This window comes from Geodermatophilus siccatus (assembly GCF_900103785.1).
Classification (GTDB): domain Bacteria; phylum Actinomycetota; class Actinomycetes; order Mycobacteriales; family Geodermatophilaceae; genus Geodermatophilus; species Geodermatophilus siccatus.
The window spans coordinates 1-19,150 of sequence record NZ_FNHE01000014.1 but is presented as its reverse complement, the minus strand read 5'-3'; the positions used below and the strand labels follow the sequence as shown (position 1 = coordinate 19,150).

Annotated in this window: 16 protein-coding genes and 1 tRNA gene; 3 read left to right on the top strand and 14 right to left on the bottom strand. The window is 76.1% G+C overall.

The genetic code is table 11. The features are described from left to right. Window positions 1-120 precede the first annotated feature (120 nt). From BLS21_RS21350 to BLS21_RS21335, 4 genes are all read right to left on the bottom strand, one after another. A complete protein-coding gene (locus BLS21_RS21350) occupies window positions 121-1,758 on the bottom strand; it encodes a M28 family metallopeptidase (RefSeq protein WP_091223283.1) in 1,638 nt (545 codons plus the stop codon). Between the two features lie 114 nt (window positions 1,759-1,872). Next, window positions 1,873-1,949: transfer RNA gene (locus BLS21_RS21345), tRNA-Leu, on the bottom strand. Between the two features lie 23 nt (window positions 1,950-1,972). After that, window positions 1,973-3,355: an NAD(P)/FAD-dependent oxidoreductase gene (locus BLS21_RS21340; RefSeq protein WP_091223281.1), complete on the bottom strand. Its 1,383-nt coding sequence runs from the start codon at window positions 3,353-3,355 to the stop codon at window positions 1,973-1,975. Between the two features lie 10 nt (window positions 3,356-3,365). Next, on the bottom strand, window positions 3,366-4,211 hold the full coding sequence (locus BLS21_RS21335; RefSeq protein ID WP_091223279.1) for a uracil-DNA glycosylase: 846 nt from the start codon (window positions 4,209-4,211) through the stop codon (window positions 3,366-3,368). 59 nt (window positions 4,212-4,270) lie between these two features. On the opposite strand from BLS21_RS21335, the gene BLS21_RS21330 reads away from it, so the two are divergent. Next, entirely contained in the window at window positions 4,271-4,573 is a 303-nt protein-coding gene (locus BLS21_RS21330; protein ID WP_091223277.1) for a DUF4235 domain-containing protein, read from the top strand. Here the strand turns inward: BLS21_RS21330 and BLS21_RS21325 are convergent. Genes BLS21_RS21325 through mfd form a run of 7 tightly spaced genes read right to left on the bottom strand, consistent with a single transcriptional unit; the run spans window position 4,554 to window position 13,480 of the window. Next, a complete protein-coding gene (locus BLS21_RS21325) occupies window positions 4,554-5,525 on the bottom strand; it encodes a Ppx/GppA phosphatase family protein (RefSeq protein WP_091223275.1) in 972 nt (323 codons plus the stop codon). The genes BLS21_RS21330 and BLS21_RS21325 overlap by 20 nt on opposite strands. Then, window positions 5,522-6,025 (bottom strand): DUF501 domain-containing protein, encoded by a 504-nt coding sequence (locus BLS21_RS21320; protein WP_217636230.1) that lies wholly within the window; start codon window positions 6,023-6,025, stop codon window positions 5,522-5,524. Before BLS21_RS21320 ends, BLS21_RS21325 begins: the two co-directional genes overlap by 4 nt. After that, complete coding sequence (locus tag BLS21_RS21315; protein ID WP_091223273.1) at window positions 6,022-6,606, bottom strand: septum formation initiator family protein; 585 nt, start codon at window positions 6,604-6,606, stop codon at window positions 6,022-6,024. The genes BLS21_RS21320 and BLS21_RS21315 overlap by 4 nt, the downstream gene beginning before the upstream one ends. Before the next feature lie 16 nt (window positions 6,607-6,622). Beyond that, on the bottom strand, window positions 6,623-7,912 hold the full coding sequence (eno, locus tag BLS21_RS21310) for a phosphopyruvate hydratase (protein ID WP_091223271.1): 1,290 nt from the start codon (window positions 7,910-7,912) through the stop codon (window positions 6,623-6,625). Between the two features lie 44 nt (window positions 7,913-7,956). Then, complete coding sequence (locus tag BLS21_RS21305; RefSeq protein ID WP_091223269.1) at window positions 7,957-8,871, bottom strand: nucleoside triphosphate pyrophosphohydrolase; 915 nt, start codon at window positions 8,869-8,871, stop codon at window positions 7,957-7,959. Window positions 8,872-8,875: 4 nt separating this feature from the next. Next, window positions 8,876-9,868 (bottom strand): SurA N-terminal domain-containing protein, encoded by a 993-nt coding sequence (locus tag BLS21_RS21300; RefSeq protein ID WP_091223267.1) that lies wholly within the window; start codon window positions 9,866-9,868, stop codon window positions 8,876-8,878. A 51-nt stretch (window positions 9,869-9,919) separates the two neighbouring features. Continuing rightward, a complete protein-coding gene (gene mfd, locus BLS21_RS21295; RefSeq protein WP_091223265.1) occupies window positions 9,920-13,480 on the bottom strand; it encodes a transcription-repair coupling factor in 3,561 nt (1,186 codons plus the stop codon). A gap of 209 nt (window positions 13,481-13,689) precedes the next feature. Here mfd and BLS21_RS21290 point away from each other — a divergent pair, with 209 nt between their 5' ends. Next, window positions 13,690-14,841, top strand: coding sequence for a YveK family protein (locus tag BLS21_RS21290; protein ID WP_091223263.1), 1,152 nt, complete (start codon window positions 13,690-13,692; stop codon window positions 14,839-14,841). Between the two features lie 4 nt (window positions 14,842-14,845). Next, window positions 14,846-16,069: a hypothetical protein gene (locus BLS21_RS21285; protein ID WP_091223261.1), complete on the top strand. Its 1,224-nt coding sequence runs from the start codon at window positions 14,846-14,848 to the stop codon at window positions 16,067-16,069. Window positions 16,070-16,417: 348 nt separating this feature from the next. Here BLS21_RS21285 and BLS21_RS21280 read toward each other — a convergent pair whose 3' ends face one another. The 3 genes from BLS21_RS21280 to BLS21_RS21270 form a co-directional block, all read right to left on the bottom strand. Then, complete coding sequence (locus BLS21_RS21280; protein ID WP_091223259.1) at window positions 16,418-17,077, bottom strand: SIMPL domain-containing protein; 660 nt, start codon at window positions 17,075-17,077, stop codon at window positions 16,418-16,420. Window positions 17,078-17,158: 81 nt separating this feature from the next. Continuing rightward, complete coding sequence (locus BLS21_RS21275) at window positions 17,159-18,415, bottom strand: hypothetical protein (protein WP_091223256.1); 1,257 nt, start codon at window positions 18,413-18,415, stop codon at window positions 17,159-17,161. A 7-nt stretch (window positions 18,416-18,422) separates the two neighbouring features. Then, window positions 18,423-19,150: polysaccharide deacetylase family protein (locus tag BLS21_RS21270; protein ID WP_091223254.1), on the bottom strand; the 728-nt coding region annotated here is incomplete at its 5' end.

Genomic DNA, 19,150 nt, shown 5'->3' with positions numbered 1-19,150 from the left:
GGGGCCCACGGTCCTGCACCCCACTCGTCCAGGTCAACGCCTGAGGGGCCCTGCGCGTTCCTGGACGTCTCCCGGACACCCGGACGGGGGGTGCGCAGACCACCGGGGCCGGGGCCTCGTTCAGGCGGTGTCACCCCCGTGGTCGTGGTCGTGCCCGCCACCGCCGCCCTCGGCTGCCGGCGGGGGCGGCGTGAGCCGGTACTGCCGGGCCTGCGGGTCGCCCTGGTACGTGCCACCGGGGACCGGCTCGCCGACCACGCCGTTGACCCGCTGGGTGTCGTACGCCAGCGTCAGGACGGCGTAGGCGATGGCGTCGGAGTTCTGGTCGAGCGCCGCGGGGTCGAGGTTGGCGATGTCGTCACCGGCCTGGTGGTAGTTCGGGTCGTACGCCACGCCGGCCTCACCGCCGTAGGCCGCGACCTGGTACTCCTGCTTGAGCTGCTCGGCGCCGGTGAACAGGCCGCCGGAGGGGATGCCCGCACCGATGAAGGCCTGGTAGTCGCTGCGGCCGTTGAACTCGGTGCCCTCGTAGAAGAGCCCCTGCTCCTCGTAGAAGTCCTCGAACACGTACTCGATCTGGTCCGAGCCCGCCGGCACCGGCACGCCCTCGGGAGCGGGGAAGGTCGACTGGTCGCCGTCGTAGGTGAGCCGGGCGAAGTTCGGCGAGCCGACCATGTCGAAGTTCAGGTACAGGGCGACGTCCTCGCGCTGTTCCGGGGTCAGCGACGTCACGTAGTGGGTCGAGCCGAGCAGGCGGAGCTCCTCGGCTCCCCACCAGGCGAAGCGCACGGTGTTGGGCAGCTCGGCCTCGGCCAGGTTCTCGGCCACCTCGACGAGGGCGGCGCTGCCGCTGCCGTTGTCGTTGATGCCCGGGCCCGCGGGGACCGAGTCGAGGTGGGCACCGGCCATCACCACGTTGTCCGAGGTGTTCCCGGGCAGCTCGGCGATGACGTTCTCGGTGTCCCGGAACTCGCTCACGGCCTGCACGGCGACGCGGAGGGTGTCCCCGTCGAGGGTCGACCCGAGGGCGTACGGGACGCCGATCGCCGGGATGGTGGCCCCTGGCGCGCCCAGGGTGCCCTGCACCACGTCCGTGCGCCCCTCCTGCCCCTCGTTGAACACCACGACCGCCGAGGCTCCGGCGGCCTGGGCGTTGGCGACCTTCTGGCCGAAGGGACACGTGCCGCGCTGGACGAGCGCGATGTTGCCCGCGGTGAAGCCCTCGAAGTCGGCGGCCTCGCAGCCGCTGGTGCTGCTGTTGACCACCGCCGGTGGCGGGACCACGACATCGACCGCCTGGGCGGTCGCGGTGACGTCGCCGGATGCCGAGTAGGTCATCACGGCGTAGTCGGTGCCCTCGGCGTACGTGGCCACATCCGGGGCGACCTGGGCGAAGGCGCTGCTGGTCTGCTGGAAGAACGCGAACTCGAACGGCTGCCGGGTGACCGTCCAGCCGGCGGACTCGAGTCGCTCCTGCACGTAGTCGGCGGAGGCGGTGTACCCGGGCGTCCCCGACGCCCGCGTGCCGCCGTTGGCGTCCGCGATGCCCTGGAACTCCCGCAAGTGCTCCATGACCCCGTCCAGGGTCACGCACCCGGTCAGCTCGGCGACCGTGTCGTTCGTCCGTTCCTCGCACGCCTTGCCGCCGTGCGGCGTCGCGCCGGCCGCGCCGGCGAGGGCGACGGTGCCGGTCAGCGTGAGTGCGCCGGCAGCGCCGAGCGCGACCACACGCGCCCGGCGGGAGTCGGTTCGGGTCATGCAGGGTCCCCCTCCGCTCACGGGTGCCTCGACGCTGGGACACCCGGTGTGACCTGTGTGACTCTCCGTCGGGTGACGACGCACGGTCAAGGCTCGACGCGCGCACCGTCGCAGTGGTGCCCCCGGTCGGGTTCGAACCGACACTGGGACCCTTTTAAGGGGCCTGCCTCTGCCAGTTGGGCTACGGGGGCCGCCGAGCACGCCAGCCCGGCGGTCAGCCTGCCCGCAGGGAGCCCGACTGGGCCTTGTCCTCCGCCGAGGGCGGCGGCAAGGAGCCGGTCCGGCCGGTGTTCGCCGCCTGGACGAACTCGCGGCGCGGGTCCTGCAGCTGGCCCAGCGAGATGACCTCGCGGCGGAACACCGCGGCCAGCGTCCAGTCGGCGACCACCCGCGCCTTGCGGTTGAAGGTGGGCACCCGGCTGACGTGGTAGGTGCGGTGCATGAACCAGGCCGGCCAGCCCTTGAGCTTCACGCCGTAGACCTGGGCGACGCCCTTGTGCAGACCCAGGCTCGCCACGGAGCCGGCGTAGGCGTGCCGGTAGGGCTCCGGCTCGCGGCCCTCGAGCGTCGCCACGATGTTGTCGGCCAGCCGCTTGGCCTGCCGGACGGCGTGCTGCGCGTTGGGCGCGGTGGTCGCGCCGGGGGCCTCCTTGGTGAGGTCCGGGACGGCGGCGAGGTCACCGGCCGACCACGCGTCGGGCACCCCGCGCACCTGCAGCGTGGGCTCGCAGACCACCCGCCCGCGCTCGTCCACCGGCAGGTCGGTCCGGGTCAGCATCGGGTTGGGCTTGGTGCCCGCCGTCCACACCAGGGTGTCGCTGGCGAACTCGTCGCCGTCCGACAGCGTCACCACGCACCCGTCGGAGATCGACTCCAGCCGGGTGTTGAGCCGCACGTCCATCCCGCGCGCGGTGAGCTGCTTGACCGTCCAGGCGGCCATGTCCAGGTCGACCTCGGGCAGGATCCGGCCCATCGCCTCGACCAGCACCCAGCGCATGTCGGCCGTCGAGAGCCGCGGGTAGTAGTGGGTGATCGCGTAGCGCGCCATGTCCTCGAGCTCGGCGAAGGCCTCGACCCCCGCGTAGCCGCCGCCGACGAACGTGAAGGTCAGCGCGCGGCGGCGGACCTCCGGGTCGTCGGTCGAGCTGGCCGCGTCCAGCCGGGCCAGCACGTGGTTGCGCAGGTAGATGGCCTCGCCGACGTTCTTGAAGCCGATGCCGTGCTCGGCCAGCCCCGGGATGGGCAGCGTGCGGGCCACCGAGCCGGCGGCCATCACCAGGACGTCGTAGGAGAGCTCGTACGGCTCACCCTCGATCGGCGCGATCCGGGCCCGCTTCTCCGCGTGGTCCAGCCCGGTCACCGCCCCGGTGACCACCCGGCACCGCGGCAGCGTCCGCCGCAGCGGCACGACCACGTGACGCGGCTCCACCGAGCCGGCCGCCGCCTCCGGCAGGAACGGCTGGTAGGTCATGTGCGGCTGCGGGTCGACCACGACGATCTCCGCCCGTCCCCGGGAGAGGCGCTTCTGCAGCCGCAGGGCGGTGTAGAGGCCGACGTAGCCGCCGCCGACGACCAGGACCACGGGTCGCTGTGCCATGGGCCCGAGCCTAGGGCCGGGACCGCACCTCGGGCAGGTCGGCGAGCTCGGTGGCCCGGGTCAGGACGGCGTCCAGCATCGGCTCGGTGAGCTTGCCGGTGAAGGTGTTCTGCTGGCTGACGTGGTAGCTGCCCAGCAGGGTCAGCGGCCCGCGCGGCCCCTCCAGCGACACCTCGACGCCGTGCCCGAACGCCGGCCGCGGCCGCGGCAGCGCGTAGCCGGCCTCGGCCAGCACCGGCCACAGCGCCGTCCAGCCGAACCCACCGAGGACGACGGCGACCCGCAGCCACGGCAGCAGCGCCAGCTCGCGCGCCAACCACGGCGAGCAGGTGTCCCGCTCCTCCGGGGTCGGCGCGTTCGCCGGGGGCGCGCAGCGGACCGCGGCGGCGACCCGCACGCCGGTGAGCTCCAGCCCGTCGCCGACGTGGGTGGACGTCGGCTGGTTGGCCAGGCCGGCCCGCCACAGCGCGGCGAAGATCCAGTCGCCGCTGCGGTCGCCGGTGAACACCCGGCCGGTGCGGTTGCCCCCGTGCGCCGCCGGCGCCAGCCCGACGACGGCGATCCGGGCGTCGGCCGGGCCCAGCCCCGGCACCGGCCGGCCCCAGTACTCCTCGTCGCGGAAGGAGGCCCGCTTCACGCGGGCGACCTCCTCCCGCCAGGCCACCAGGCGCGGGCAGGCGCGGCAGCCGGAGACCCGGGCGTCGAGGACGGCGAGGTCGCGGGCGCCGCGCGCCGAGCGGACGACCCCGGCCGGGCTGCGGGTGACCGGGAAGCCGGCTGCGTCGCCAGGGCGGGCCCCTGCAGGGAGGCCGTGGGGGCAGGAGGGTCCTCCACGGGGGGCAGCGGGGTCCTTCATGGGCACCAGCAGACCACCTGAGCGCGCGCGGGGGCGCCACGGGGCGGCATGATCGCCGGGTGGCCCGGAAGAGGAAGCAGAAGGCACCGCTGACCTGGAAGCTCCTGGGCACCGGTATGGCCGTCCCCGCGGGGATCGCCGTCCGGAAGCTCAGCGACGCCGCCTGGTACGCCGTGCGTGGCACCCAGCCGCCCAAGAACCCGGCCGCGCCGGGCGTCGGCTGGGGCGAGGCCCTGGCGTGGGCGGCGGTGTCGGGGGTCGCCGTGGCGGCCGGCCGGCTGGTCGCCGCCCGCGGCGCGGCGGCGGCCTACCAGTCGCTGACCGGCAAGCTGCCGCCCGGGCTCAACGAGGGCTCTCCCTGACCGGTCCGCGGGCCAGCTGCAGCGCGATGCCGTCGAGGATGTCGTGCTCGCTGACCACGACGTCGTCGAGCGCGAAGGCGTCCATGAGCACCCGCAGGATGAGCGAGCCGGCGCCGATGACGTCGACCCGGCCCGGGTGCATGACCGGGTACGCGGCGCGCCGCTCCCGGGTGGCGGTGAGCAGCCCGGCGGTCACCGCGCGGACGGCGGACACCGGGATCCGCGAGCCGTGGATGGCCACCGGGTCGTAGGCCGGCAGGTCCAGGGCGAGCGCCGCGACGGTGGTCACCGAGCCGGCCAGACCCACCAGGGTGGCGGCCTCCCCCACCGGGACGACGGCGGCGACGTCGGCCAGCGCGGCGCGGATGTCGGCCTCGGCGCGCTGGATCTCGTCGGCCGAGGGCGGGTCGCCGTGCAGGTGCCGCTCGGTCAGCCGCACGCAGCCGACGTCGACCGAGCGGGCCGCGCGCACCCCGGCCGCGTCGCCGAGCACGAACTCGGTGGAACCACCGCCGATGTCGACGACCAGGTACGGCGGGCGGGGGCGGGCCTGGCCGTGCGCGGCGACCGCGGCGTCCAGCGAGGCGGTGGCGCCGAGGAAGGACAGCCGCGCCTCCTCGTCGCCGGGGACGACGTCGGGCAGCTGGCCGAGGGTGGTCAGGACCATCGCCTCGAAGTCGGCGCGGTTGGCGGCGTCCCGGCTGGCGCTGGTGGCGACCATGCGGACCGCCGTCGCGCCGAGGTCGCGGGCCTGGGCGGCGTACTGCTCCAGGACGACGCGGGTGCGCTCGATGGCCTCCGGGGCGAGCCGGCCGGTGGCGTCGACGCCCTGGCCCAGCCGGACGACCTCCATCCGGCGCAGCAGGTCGGTGTGCGGCCCCTCCGGCGGGACGTCGGCCACCAGCAGGCGGATGGAGTTGGTGCCGCAGTCGATCGCGGCGACGCAGGTCATCGGTCGACCCCCTCGGGGAGCGCGCAGGGGCCGTTGGCCCACCACTCCCCCATCTCGGCCACCGCGCGGTCGCCGACCGGGTTGACCCCCGGGCCGGCGGCGAGCGCGTGCGCGGCCAGGGCGTGCAGGCACTTGACCCGGTCGGGCATGCCGCCGGCGGTGTTGCGGGTCGGCAGCTCGCCGAGGGCGTCGCGCTCGGCCAGGTAGGCCTCGTGGGCGGCGCGGTAGCCCGCGGCCAGCTCCGGGTCGGTGCCCAGGTCGGCCTGCCACTCCCGCATCCGGCCGGTGGACTCCAGCCGGCTGGCCGCGGCGCTCGCGCGCGGGCAGGTCAGGTAGTACAGCGTCGGGAACGGGGTGCCGTCCTCCAGCCGCGGGGAGGTCTGCACCACGTCGGGCTGGCCGCACGGGCAGCGGTGCGCGACCGCGCGCAGGGCACGCGGCGGCCGGCCGAGCTGGCGGGCCACGACCTCCCGCTCCTCCGGCGTCATCGGTTCGCTCACTCGCTGGGCTCCTCGTCGCCGTCGGCCACCGCGACCGACTGCAGCAGCGCCTCGTACCAGGGCAGGTCGCCGTCCTCGGACTCCGGCACCGTGCCGGCGTCCCCCTCGACGGCCTCGCCGTCCACCACGACCACCAGCCGGTCACCGGGCAGGACGTACGCCAGCCGCTCGCGGGCCTGCCGTGCCTGGTAGTCCGGGTCGGCCTGCCGCTCCAGCTGCTCCTGGAGCTGCTCGGCCCGCTGGTCGAGGGCGGTTCCCTCCGCGGCCAGCCGGGTCAGCTCGGCGCGACCGGCCAGGAACTGGCGCACCGGACCGGCCAGGGTGAGCAGCAGCACCAGCACCAGGCCGGCCAGCAGCACCGCGCGGCCGGTGACCAGCGGACGCCGGGGCGCACCGCCGGCCGGGGCCGTCCGCGGCGAGCGGCGGACGGCCCGCTTCGGCTCCGGCCGGCTGCCCGCACCGGAGCGGGAGCCGGCCGGCACGGGGCGGGATGCCGCACCCGACAGCGGGCGTCCGGTGGCGCGCCGTCGTCCGGACGGCGCCGCGCCCGACCCGCCGCGGCGGCCGCGCGCCGCGCTCATGGGCGGGCGCGACCGGTCACTCGCCGGCCGCCGCGCCCAACCGCGGGAAGGCGGCCGCACCGGCGTAGCGGGCGGCGTCGTCCAGCTCCTCCTCGATGCGCAGCAGCTGGTTGTACTTGGCGACGCGCTCGCTGCGGGCCGGCGCACCGGTCTTGATCTGCCCGCAGTCGGTGGCGACGGCGAGGTCGGCGATCGTGGTGTCCTCGGTCTCGCCGGAGCGGTGGCTCATCATGCAGCGGTAGCCGCTGCGGTGCGCCAGGTTGACCGCGTCGAGGGTCTCGGTGAGCGTGCCGATTTGGTTGACCTTCACGAGCAGCGCGTTGGCGGCGTCCCGGCTGATGCCGTCGGCCAGCCGCGCCGGGTTGGTGACGAACAGGTCGTCGCCGACGAGCTGCACGTGCTCGCCGAGCGCGGCGGTCAGCGCGATCCAGCCGTCCCAGTCCTCCTCGGACAGCGGGTCCTCGATCGAGACGATCGGGTAGGAGTCGACCAGGCCGCGGTAGTAGTCGATGAGGTACTCCGCCGAACGGGTCTGGCCCTCGAAGTCGTAGCCGCCGTCGGCGTGGAACTCGGTGGCGGCGACGTCGAGGGCGAAGGCGATGTCGCGGCCGAGGGTGTAGCCGGACTTCTCGACGGCCTCGGCGATGAGGTCGAGCGCGTCGCGGTTGCTGGGCAGGTCGGGGGCGAAGCCGCCCTCGTCGCCCAGGCCGGTCGACAGGCCGCGGCCCTTCAGCACCGACTTCAGGGCGTGGTAGGTCTCGGTGCCCATGGCCAGCGCCTCGGCGAAGGTCGGCGCGCCGATCGGGGCGATCATGAACTCCTGCACGTCGACGTTGCTGTCGGCGTGGGCGCCGCCGTTGAGGATGTTCATCATCGGCACCGGCAGCAGGTGGGCCGAGGGCCCGCCGACGTAGCGGAACAGCGGCAGCCCGGCGGACTCGGCGGCGGCCTTGGCCACCGCGAGGCTCACGCCGAGGATCGCGTTGGCGCCGAGGCGCTCCTTGTTCGGCGTCCCGTCGAGGTCGAGCAGCCGCTGGTCGACCAGGCGCTGCTCGCTGGCGTCGTAGCCGACCAGCTCGGGGCCGATGACGTCGAGCACGTTGTCGACGGCCTTGGTCACGCCCTTGCCGCCGTATCGCTCACCGCCGTCCCGCAGCTCCACCGCCTCGAAGGCGCCGGTGGAGGCGCCGCTGGGCACGGCGGCCCGCGTGATCGTCCCGTCGTCGAGGGCGACCTCGACCTCCACGGTGGGGTTTCCGCGCGAGTCGAGGATCTCCCGCGCGCCTACGGCGTCGATGCTGGGCACGGGAGCAGCCTAGCCAGCCCGCGACGCTCCGGCGGGGTGCCCCGCTACCCCGCCGGCCGCTCGGCCGCCTCGGCGTCGAGCTCCCCTGCGTAGCGGCGGACCGCCTCGCGCAGCGCGTCCTCGACGTCCCAGCCGCGCTGCTCGGCGGCGGCGACGACGGCCAGCAGCCGCTCCCCCAGCGCCTCGGGGCTGGACGAGCCGAGCTCCGCGGGCTCGGGGGTGGTCAGGCCGGCGCGGGCGGCACGGCGCACCAGCGCCGCCCCCCACGAGGCCGCGGGCTGCGACCGGGAGACGCCCTCGGTCGGCGAGCGCCGCTGCTTCTCGGCCTTCTTGATCTCCTCCCAGCCCGCCTCGACCTGCGCCACGTCGCGCGGGCCGGCGTCGCCGAACACGTGCGGGTGCCGCCGGACGAGCTTGTCGACGAGGTCGCCGGCGACGTCGTCCACGTCGAAGCGCCGGCCGGGTGGCGCCTCCGCGGCGACCCGCGCGTGGAAGACAACCTGCAGCAGCACGTCGCCGAGCTCCTCGCGCATGCCGGCCGGGTCGTCGTCGACGATCGCGTCGTAGGCCTCGTGTGCCTCCTCGAGCAGGTAGCCGCGCAGCGAGGCGTGCGTCTGCTCGGCGTCCCACGGGCAGCCGCCGGGCGAGCGCAGCACGTCCATCACCCGGACGACGTCGAGCAGCCGGCTGCCGGGCAGCGGCGGGGCGTCGACGACCTCCCCGGCGTCCACCTCGACCCCTGCGGGGACGAGGGCGACGACGCTGTCGGGGCGGGCGGCGGCGGCCGCGGCGTCGGGGACGTCGTCCACCGCCCGGCCCTCGGCGCGCAGCGCGTCGGCGGTCGCGGCGGTGCCGGGCAGCGCGACGACCGGCCGGCCGCTGGCGACCGCCCGCCAGGCCGCGGGGGCGAGCAGGCCCGGGAGGGCGGGGTGGACGACGACGGCGAGCGCGACGGGCACCCGGTCAGTCTCCGGCAGCCGCCGGCGCGGTGCCGCCCGCCTCCTCCAGGAGGTCGACGACCCCGTCGTCGGACGGGACGACCGCGCCGTCCTCGATGGCGCCGTAGCGCGGGTTCACGGTGACGTCGATGCCGGCGCGGACGTCGGCGACCAGCTCCTGGGCGGCGGCGTCGGCGTCGGCCAGGGCGGCCTCCTCCAGGTCGGGGCGGGCCTCCTCGAAGCTCGGCACGGCCGGCTCGCCGACGAAGACGACCAGGACGCCGGGCAGGTCGGGCACCGTGAGCGAGGTGGCCGAGTTGGGCGCGGCGCTGCCCACCACGTCGGCCAGCGGCGCCGGCACGTCCGCGGGCGCGCGCGTCGTCACCTCGGGCAGCGTCGCCTGGCCGGGGTACTGCGCGGCGATCGCCGGGTAGGTGCCCGGGTCCGCGTTCAGCGCGGCGACCGCGGCGTCGGCGGCGGCCTGGTCGGGGACGTTGACGTAGCCCAGCCGGACCTGCGCGAGCGACGGCGCCTGCTGCTCGTACGCCGCGCGCAGCTCCTCCTCGCCCAGCTCGCCGGCCAGCCCCTGGGACTCGGCGACCCGCTGGCGCAGCAGCTGCTGGCGGACGGTCTCGAAGACGTCGGCCCGCGCGACGCCCTGGGCGGCGGCCTGCGCGTAGACGGCCTCCGGGTCCTCGCCGGCGAGCAGCTCGTCGAGGCGCGCCTGCACGTCGGCGTCGTCCACCGTGACGCCGTAGCGCTGCGCCACCCGGTCGTAGAGCTCGGCGGTGACCAGCCGGGTGAGGACCAGCCGGGTGAACTCGTCCTCCCGGCCCGTGGCGGCCTCGGCCAGCGCCGGGTCCTGCAGGCGGGTGTCGACCGCCGTCTGCAGCTCGTCGACGGTCACCTGCTCGTCGCCGACGTACGCGGCCACGCTCGGGTCGCTGCGGCAGCCGGCCACCCCGGCCAGCGCGACCAGGCCCACGGCCAGCGATGCGGTCAGGCGACGCTTGTGCACGGTTCGGAGCGTGCCACACACGGTGTGACCCGCGGCGCAGGCGCCCGTGGCTCAGCTCGCCTTGGCGACCGGCTGCTCGAGCAGTGCGGCGAGCAGCGAGTGCAGGTGGTCCAGCAGGGCGACGTCCCGCAGCGGCGTGCGCCGGTCGGGGCCGACGGGCACCTTGAGCGAGATGGTGTCGACGGCGGACTTGTAGGTCGCGCCGTCGGCCAGCCGGGCCAGCCGCATCTGCTTGGACTCCGGCAGCGGCACGGGGCTGATCCGGATCGCGCGGCCCTGCATCGACACCTCGGTGATGCCCCACTGCCGGACGGCGGCCCGGAAGCGCGCCACGGCCAGCAGGTTGAGCACCGGCGCGGGCGGGGCGCCGTAGCGGTCGGTGAGCTCGTCGAGCACCGCCTGCGCCTGCTCGTCGGACTGCACCGAGGCCACCTTGCGGTAGGCCTCCATCCGCAGCCGCTCGCCGGGCACGTAGTCGTGCGGCAGGTGCGCGTCGACCGGCAGGTCCACCCGGACGTCGGCCGGCTCGGCCGGCGGCTCCTCGCCGGCCAGCTGCGCCCGGTAGTCGGTGACCGCCTCGCCCACCAGCCGCACGTAGAGGTCGAACCCGACGCCGGCGATGTGCCCGGACTGCTCGCCGCCGAGCAGGTTGCCCGAGCCCCGGATCTCCAGGTCCTTCATCGCCACCGCCATGCCGGCGCCGAGGTCGGTGTTGTGCGCGATGGTGGTCAGCCGGTCGACCGAGGTCTCCGTGAGCGGCCGCGAGGGGTCGTAGGTGAAGTAGGCGTACGCCCGCTCCCGGCCGCGGCCGACGCGGCCGCGGATCTGGTGCAGCTGGGAGAGGCCGAAGGTGTCGGCCCGGTCGACGATCAGGGTGTTGGCGTTCGGGATGTCCAGGCCGGACTCGACGATCGTCGTCGCGACCAGGACGTCGTACTCCTTCTCCCAGAAGCCGACCATGATCCGCTCGAGCTCGTGCTCCTTCATCTGCCCGTGGCCGACGGCGACGCGCGCCTCGGGCACCAGCGCGCGGATCTTGGCCGCGGCCTTGTCGATGGACTGCACCCGGTTGTGGATGACGAAGACCTGCCCGTCGCGCAGCAGCTCCCGGCGGATCGCCGCGGCCATCTGCTTGTCGTCCCAGGCGCCGACGTAGGTCAGCACCGGGTGCCGCTCTTCGGGTGGGGTGAGGATCGTCGACATCTCGCGGATGCCGGTCAGCGACATCTCCAGGGTGCGCGGGATCGGGGTGGCCGACATCGACAGGACGTCGACCGCCGTCCGCATGGTCTTGAGGTACTCCTTGTGCTCGACGCCGAAGCGCTGCTCCTCGTCCACGATGACCAGGCCGAGGTCCTTGAACCGGGTGGTCGGCTGCAGCAGCCGGTGGGTGCCGACCAGCACGTCGACCTCCCCGGCGGCCAGCTGCCGCAGCGTCTCGGCGCTCTCGGCGTCGGACTGGAACCGGGAGAGCACCTTCACGGTCACCGGGAACTGGGCGAACCGCTCGGAGAAGGTCTTGTGGTGCTGGTTGGCCAGCAGCGTCGTCGGCACCAGGACGGCGACCTGCTTGCCGTCCTGCACCGCCTTGAAGGCGGCCCGCACGGCGATCTCGGTCTTCCCGTAGCCGACGTCGCCGCAGATGATCCGGTCCATCGGGACCGGGTTCGCCATGTCGGCCTTGACCTCGTCGATCGCGGCGAGCTGGTCGGGGGTCTCCTGGAACGGGAAGGCGTCCTCGAGCTCGCGCTGCCAGACGGTGTCCGGGCCGAACGCGTGCCCCTTGGTGGCCATCCGCGCCGAGTACAGCCGGATGAGCTCCGCGGCGATCTGCTTGACCGCCTTGCGCGCCTGGCCCTTGGTCTTCTGCCAGTCCGCGCCGCCGAGCTTGGACAGCGCCGGGGCCTCGCCGCCGACGTAGCGGGTGAGCTGGTCCAGGGCGTCGGTGGGCACGAACAGGCGGTCCGGCGGCTGGTTCCGCTTGGACGGCGCGTACTCGACGATGAGGTAGTCGCGCTGCCCGCCGTTGATGGTGCGGCTGACCATCTCGATGTACCGGCCGATGCCGTGGTGCTCGTGGACGACGAGGTCGCCGGGCTGCAGCTGCACCAGGTCGACGGCGTTGCGGCGGCGCGCGGGCATCTTCACCGCGTCGCGCATCGTCGTCCCGCGCTGCCCGGTGAGGTCGTGCTCGGTGAGCAGCGCCAGCCCCACACCGGGGAAGGCGAAGCCCGTCTCCAGGTTGCCCTGGGTGACGTGGGCAAGCCCCTGCTCGGGCGCCGTCGCGATGTCCGGCACGAGCCTCGCGCCGAGGTCGGCCTCGGTGAACTGGTCGGCGGCGCGCTGCGCGGGCCCGGGACCGGCGAAGGTGACCACCACCCGCCAGCCGTCGCGGGACCAGGCCCGCAGCTGCTCGACCGCCCGCGGGACGTCGCCGGCGAAGCGCTCGACCGTGGTCGCGTCGAGGGTGACGTGGGTGTCGTCGTCCTCGGTCTGCAGGGTGAAGGCGCCGGTGCTCCACCACGGCAGGCCGCGGCCGCGGGCGGCGGCCTCGACGTCCTCCAGCGTCCGGAACGACGAGGCACCGAGGTCCAGCGGGGCCTCGCCGGCCTCGGCGGCGGTCGCCCACGAGGCGGCGAGGAACTCCTCGGCGGTGCGGACCAGGTCCGCGGCGCGGCTGCGCACCCGCTCGGGGTCGCAGACCAGCACGTGCGTGCCGGCGGGCACCAGGTCGGTGAGGAGCTGCAACTCCCCCTCTATCAGGGCGGGGGTCAGCGACTCCATGCCCTCGACGGCGATGCCCTCGGCGAGCTTGCCGAGGATGTCGAGCAGGCCCGGGTGCTCCGCAGCCAGCTCGGCCGCGCGGGCCCGCACCTCGTCGGTCAGCAGCAGCTCGCGGCACGGCGGGGCCCACAGCCGCTCCGGGCGCTCGTCGAGGGAGCGCTGGTCGGCGGCGGAGAAGTAGCGCAGCTCGTCGACCTCGTCGCCCCAGAACTCCACCCGGACCGGGTGCGGCTCGGTGGGCGGGAAGACGTCGAGCAGGCCGCCGCGGACGGCGAACTCGCCGCGCTTCTCCACGAGCTCCACGCGGGTGTAGGCGGCATCGGCCAGGGCACGCGCGACGTCGTCCAGCTCGGCGGTGTCCCCGGGCTCCAGCTCGACCGGCACCAGATCGCCCAGGCCGGGGGCCAGGGGCTGCAGCACACTGCGCACCGGCGCGACCAGGACGTCGACCGCCCCGTTGGCGCCGGGGTGGGTCAGGTCGCGCAGCACCGCGAGCCGGCGGCCGACGGTGTCCGCACGCGGGGAGAGCCGCTCGTGCGGCAGCGTCTCCCAGGCGGGGAAGACCTCGGTGCGCCGGTCGGGCAGGAAGCAGCGCAGCTGGTCGGCGACGGCGTCGGCGTCCCGCTCCCCCGCCGTGACGACGAGGACGGGCACGCCGGCACCGGCGCTCCGTCCTGCGCCGCGCCCACCCCCGGCGAGCGCCGCGGCGACCAGCGGCTGCACGGACGGCGGCGCGGTGACCGCCAGCTCCGCGTTGCCGGCGGCGGCCACGACACGGGCCACCCCGGGGTCGGTGAGGACGACGTCGAGCACGCCGCGGAGGGTCACGAAGGGGTCTCCTGAGGTCGGGTGGCCACGCACGACGCGCCGGGTGCGCGGGGGGCCGGACCCCCAGGTTAGTCCCGCCGCGACCGCCCCGCCGCCGCCGTCGGCCACCCCCCGATGGGGTGACCGGCCCGGCCGGACCCGGGTCCCGGGCGCCTCGCGGACCTACCGTGCGCTGCGGAGATCCGGACGAACGGCGGGGGACAGACGGCATGGAACTGCGGGACTACGGGGTGGCGCTGCGCCGTCACTGGCGGGCCGGCGTGGGCGTGGCACTGGCCTGCCTGCTCGCCGCGGTCGTCGTCGTGCTGGCCACGCCGGCCACCTACCGGGCCACCGCGCAGGTGTTCGTCGCCAGCACCGGCGAGGGCACCAGTGGCTCGCAGTTCGTCAACCAGCGCGTCACCAGCTACCCCGACGTGGCCCGCAGCCGCGCCGTCCTGGACCCGGTGATCCAGCGCCTCGGCCTGGACGAGTCCTTCGCCGACCTGCGGGAGCGCGTCGAGGCGACCAACCCGCTGGAGACCTCGCAGATCGACGTCGCCGTCACCGGCCGGGACGCCGCCGAGGCCGCCCGCGTGGCCGACGCGGTCGCCGAGGAGTTCGGCACCGTCGTCGAGCGGCTCGAGCGGCCCGCCGGCGCCGCCTCGCCGGTCGACCTCACCGTCACCAACCCCGCGACCGTGCCGACGTCCCCGGCCTCGCCGCAGACGGGCCTGCTGCTCGCGCTCGGACTGGTCGTCGGGCTGGCGCTCGGCGCGGCCGCCGCGGTCGTCCGCGCCCGGCTGGACAGCCGGCTGCACACCGCCGAGGACGTCCGCACGGCGTGGACCGGGGCGGGGGGCGTCCCGGTGGTGGCCCGCCCGTCCGGCCGTGCCCGGCGCAGCGCGCTGGCCGGCGAACCGGTGGCCGTCCTGGCGCGGCGGCTGGAGGGCGTGGCCGAGGACCGGCCGGTGTCGGTCGCCCTCGTCTCCCCCTCCCCCGACCTGGTGCCGTGGTCGCTGGTCGAGGAGCTGGCCGTGCGGCTGCGCGCCGCCGGCCTCACGACCGCGGTCGTGGACGCGGCCGGGAACGACACCGGCGACGCGCCGGCCCGGGTCCGGCTGTCGGTGGTCTCCCCGCTGCTCGCGCTGCACGACTGGCACCGGCTGGCCCCCACCACCGACGTGGTCGTCGCCGTCGGCCGGGGGAAGGCACAGCGGGCCGACCTCGCCGAGCTCGGCACGGTCCTGACCGGCGCCGGCATCCGGCCGCTCGCGCTGGTGCTCACCCGCATCCGCTCCGGCGGGGCCACCCCGCCGCGGGTCGCCCGCCCCGAGGCGACGCCGGCCCGCCCGGCCGCCCCGGTGCCCACGCCGCGCTGAGCCCGTGACCGCCTTCGCCCCCCTCGCGCCCGGCCCGGCTCCGGCCCCGCCGGCCGACGCGCGCCGTCCGGGCGTGCTGGCGGTCGCGCTGCTGCTCGTCGTCGTGACGGTCGGCTGGCGGCGCGGCGAGTACTTCACCGGCTCGCTGGACCCGGTCGTCCTCGCCAAGGCCGGGCTGAGCGCGCTCGCGCTGGCCGGGGCCTTCCTCCTGGCGTCGTCCGGTCCGCGGCGGCGGGTCGGCACGGCCTGGCTGTGGTGGCTCGGCGTCGTCCTCGGTTGCTCGGTGTTCGGCGCGCTGACCAGCGGCGACCTGGTGGCGGGCGGCGCGGTCGCCGTCCGCGTGGCCGTGCTGGGCGCCACCGTGCACCTGCTGCTGCGGGCCGCGCCCGGCCTGCAGGTCCTCACCAGCCTGGCGGTCGCGTGCGGCGCGGTGGCCGCCGTCGCCGCGGTCACCGGGCTGCCCACCCTCGCCGAGGGCCGGCTGGCCGGCGGGGTGCCGGCGCTGAGCCCCAACGAGTTGTCGCTGCTGGCCGGGGTCGTCGTGCTCGTCCTGGCCTGGCGGACGGTGCTCGGTCGGGCCGGCTGGGCCGACGCCGTCACGGGCGCGGCCTTCCTCGGCGTCATCTGGGCCACCGAGTCGCGCACCGGCCTGCTCATGCTGCTCGTCGCCCTGGCGGTCATGGCCCTGTACCTGCGCCGCCCCCCGGTCGGGCTGGTGGTCGGCGGGCTGATGCTCGGCGCGCTCGCGGTGGTCGGGGCGGCCGCGACGGGCGTCGTCAGCGCCTTCGTCACCCGCGACGGGGACGGCGTGGGCACCCTGGAGTCGCGCTTCATCGCCTGGCGGGCCGCGCTGGACCTGCCGCAGTCGGCCTGGCAGGAGGTCTTCGGCAGCGGCATGGCGCTCAAGGTCATCCCGATCAAGGGGCAGTGGTGGGACGAGCAGCCGCTGGACAGCAGCTGGGTGTCCCTGCTCGTGCAGGCCGGCGTCCTCGGGCTGGCGGTCGGCCTCGGCTGGGTGCTGTGGGCGCTGCGCGGCGTGACGCGGACGCCCCGGCCGGTGCGGGTGCTCTTCCTCGGCCTGCTGGTCTTCGTGGTCGGCCGCAGCACCGTGGAGAGCGGGATGTTCGACGCCACCCCGGCCTACCTGCTGCTCGCCGCGGTCTCCGCGCTGGCCGAGCGCGGATCGGCCGACCGGCTGGCCGCCGAGGCCGAGGCGCTGCCCGACTGAGAGCGGTGTTCGCCTCGGTCGACCCGGCGGGGCGAGTCGGCGGGGTCGGGTCGGCCGGCGACACCGGGTCAGGGTCTCGCCCGCCCGGCGCGGAGCGGGCCCGACTGCGTCCCGAGACGCGCTGCCGAACACCTTCCGTGGGAGCTCCACCCCTGCTTCCCCCTGGAAGCAGGGGTGGAGCTCCCCCGGAGGGGACTGCACCCGGCGGCCCCGTCGGTGCCCGACCGGGGCGTGGGCCGGCTGTCCGATGGGGTCCAGGCCGCACGACGTGTACCGGGTGAGCCCGCACCTCCGGACGACACCCGAGCCCACCAACCCGCCCGAGGAGCGCTGTGAGGCAGCGGGACCTCAGCCGAAGTCGGGCTGGGTCAGCGTGAAGCGGGCCTCCACCGCGGCGTGCACGGTCTGGGGCACCGGCTCGACGTCGAAGGCGAGCGCCTCCTGCCGGGCCCCGCTGAGGAAGGCGGCCGGCGCGACGGGGACGGGGCCGCCGGACAAGCCGGTGTCGGCGATCTCCACCAGGCCGGTCAGCCGGGACCCGGCCGCCGCGGCGTACTCCTCTGCCCGCCGCCGCGCGTCACGGACGGCCTCCGTGCGCGCCCGCCGGTGCACCTCGCTGTCGGGCCGCAGCGCCCACTCCGGGCCGGTCAGCTCGACCATGTCCCGGTCGGCCAGCCGCACGAGCAGGTCGCCGAGCACCTCCGGGTCGACGACCACCACGGTCAGGTGCTGGCCGGCGACGTAGCCGGTCACCCGCTCCCTCGGCCGGCCGTCGCGGAACTGCGGCCGCACGCGCAGCGGCGACGCCGCGACCGACTCGACGGCCGCGCCGGACGCGTCCAGCGTGGCCCGCACCTCCTCGACCCGACGGGCCAGGTCGCGCAGCGCGGTGGCCCGGTCGGCGGAGCGGGCACCCACGGCCACCCGGAGCCGCGCCAGCTCGGGCGGCACCTCCGCCGTCCACTCACCGCGGACGGCGACGGTCGGGGCGGCGGGCGGGGTGCTCATGGCCGCGACCGTGCCGTGCGACGCCGCACGTCGCAACGGTCGTCCGGCGCTGTCCCCCGCCGCGTGCTCCGGCAGGCGGTGTCAGGCGGGGACGGCGACCGGGGTGGGAGTGCGCGTGCGCGTCGTCGGCACGACGACCCGTTGCCGGACGGCGACCGCGGCCAGGACCGGGCCGAGTGCCAGGGCGAGCGGCGTCCAGGTCACGCTCCCGGGCGCGAGCAGGACGAGCGCGGCGACCGCGCCCAGCGCGCCGAACTCCAGCGCGCGCAGCGCCAGCACCCGGCGCTGGCCGCCGTGCACCGAGGCCAGCGAGGAGTACGGCAGCAGCACCGCGCCGGCGACGGCGTAGACCGACCAGCCCGCGACGGCGGCGGCGGGCACCGCGTAGTCCCCGCCGGTGAGCAGCGGGCCCAGCCACGGCAGGACGAGCAGCCCGGCGATCCCGATCGCACCGACGCCCGCGGCCAGGCCCGCCGCGGCGCGGTCGGCGACGCGCAGGCTCTCGGCCATAGGCCGGGCACGCAGCCCGACGAAGTGGGGCAGCAGGAACGAGCCGATGCCGGCGACCAGGGTCAGCGTCGGGGCGGTGTAGACCCGGGCGGCCTCCAGCGGCCCGTAGGCGGCGGCACCGGCCGTCGCCATGACCAGCACCCGCAGCAGGGTGAGCGAGCCGGGCCGCACGGTCTGCGCGGCCGCCCGCCAGGTACCGAAGGCGGCCACGCCGCGCAGGTCGGGACGGCGCCACGGGCCACGCGGCCGCTCGCCCGCCGGCACGCACCACCACGCCACGACCGCAGCCGCGGCCTGGCCCACGAGCAGCGCCACCACGAAGGACGCGAGGGTGATCCCGCCGGCCAGCCCGGCGACGCCCAGCGCCGCGAGCGCTCCGGCGAGGCTGGTCAGGTCGACCAGCGGCAGCGCGCGGTACCGGCCGGTCGCCATCAGCAGCCGGCGCAGCGTGTCCTCGACGACGAACGCCGCGCAGGCCGGCCCGAGCAGCAGCCCGGCCCACACCGGCACCAGCCCGCTGGCCAGCGCCGCGGCCGCGCCGGCGAGCCCCACGGCGGTGGCGACCACCGCCGTCCACACGTGCAGGCCGGCCCGGGTGCCGCGGTCGGCGCGGTCCAGCACGGTCAGCGAGTCGCCGACCAGGCCGCTGCAGACCGCCGTCCCCAGGACCAGCGCCCCGTAGACGAGGGCGAAGACGGCCAGGCCACCGGCGCCGAGCAGCCGCGCGGCGGCCACCTGCAGCGCCAGCCCGGCCAGCGCCTGGGTGCCCTGCCCGAGCACCGCCGCGGTGGCACGGCGGCCCAGCAGCCGCGCGAGCCTCCCCCTCACCGCCGGCTCAGTCCCGGGACGAGGCGGACCGCAGCCGCACCGCGTGCCGGGCGAGCCGGGCCACGACGTGTGCCCGGGTGTCGCGCGGGCTGACGTAGCAGCGCGGCAGCGTGACCCGGTCACCGGGTGAGTAGTCGCCGGTGACGCAGGCGTTGTCGTAACCGGCGGCCCGGACGGCGTCGGCCGCGGCCTCGTCGTAGGAGCCGTAGGGATAGCAGAAGCCGGTCACCTCGGCCTGCAGCACGTCCTCCAGCACCCGGCGGCTCCCCCCCACCTCGGCGGCGAGGACGGCCGGCTCGGCGCCGGCCAGCCGGGCGTGGGTCAGCGTGTGGCTGCCCACCTCCTGGCCGGCCGCGGCCACGGCACGCACCTGGTCGGCGTCCATGATGGCCAACCGCGGGCCGGTGTCCCACTCGTTGTGCCCGCCCAGGCGGCCGGCGACGACGTAGACGGTGCCGGTCATCCCGTGCCGCCGCAGCACCGGGACGGCGAAGTCGAGGAAGTCGGTGTAGCCGTCGTCGAAGGTGAGCCCGACCAGGCCCGCGGCCGCGCCCCGGTCGGCGGCGCGCACCAGCTCGGTCAGCGAGACGCCCCGCAGCCCCAGCCGGCGCAGCAGCCGCAGGTGCCGGTCCAGCCGGTCGGGGTGCACCCGCAGCCGGTGCGGGTCGGGCGCGGCCGACGGGCTGATCGAGTGGTACATGAGCACCGGGGGGAGCGGCAGCCGCACCCGGGCGG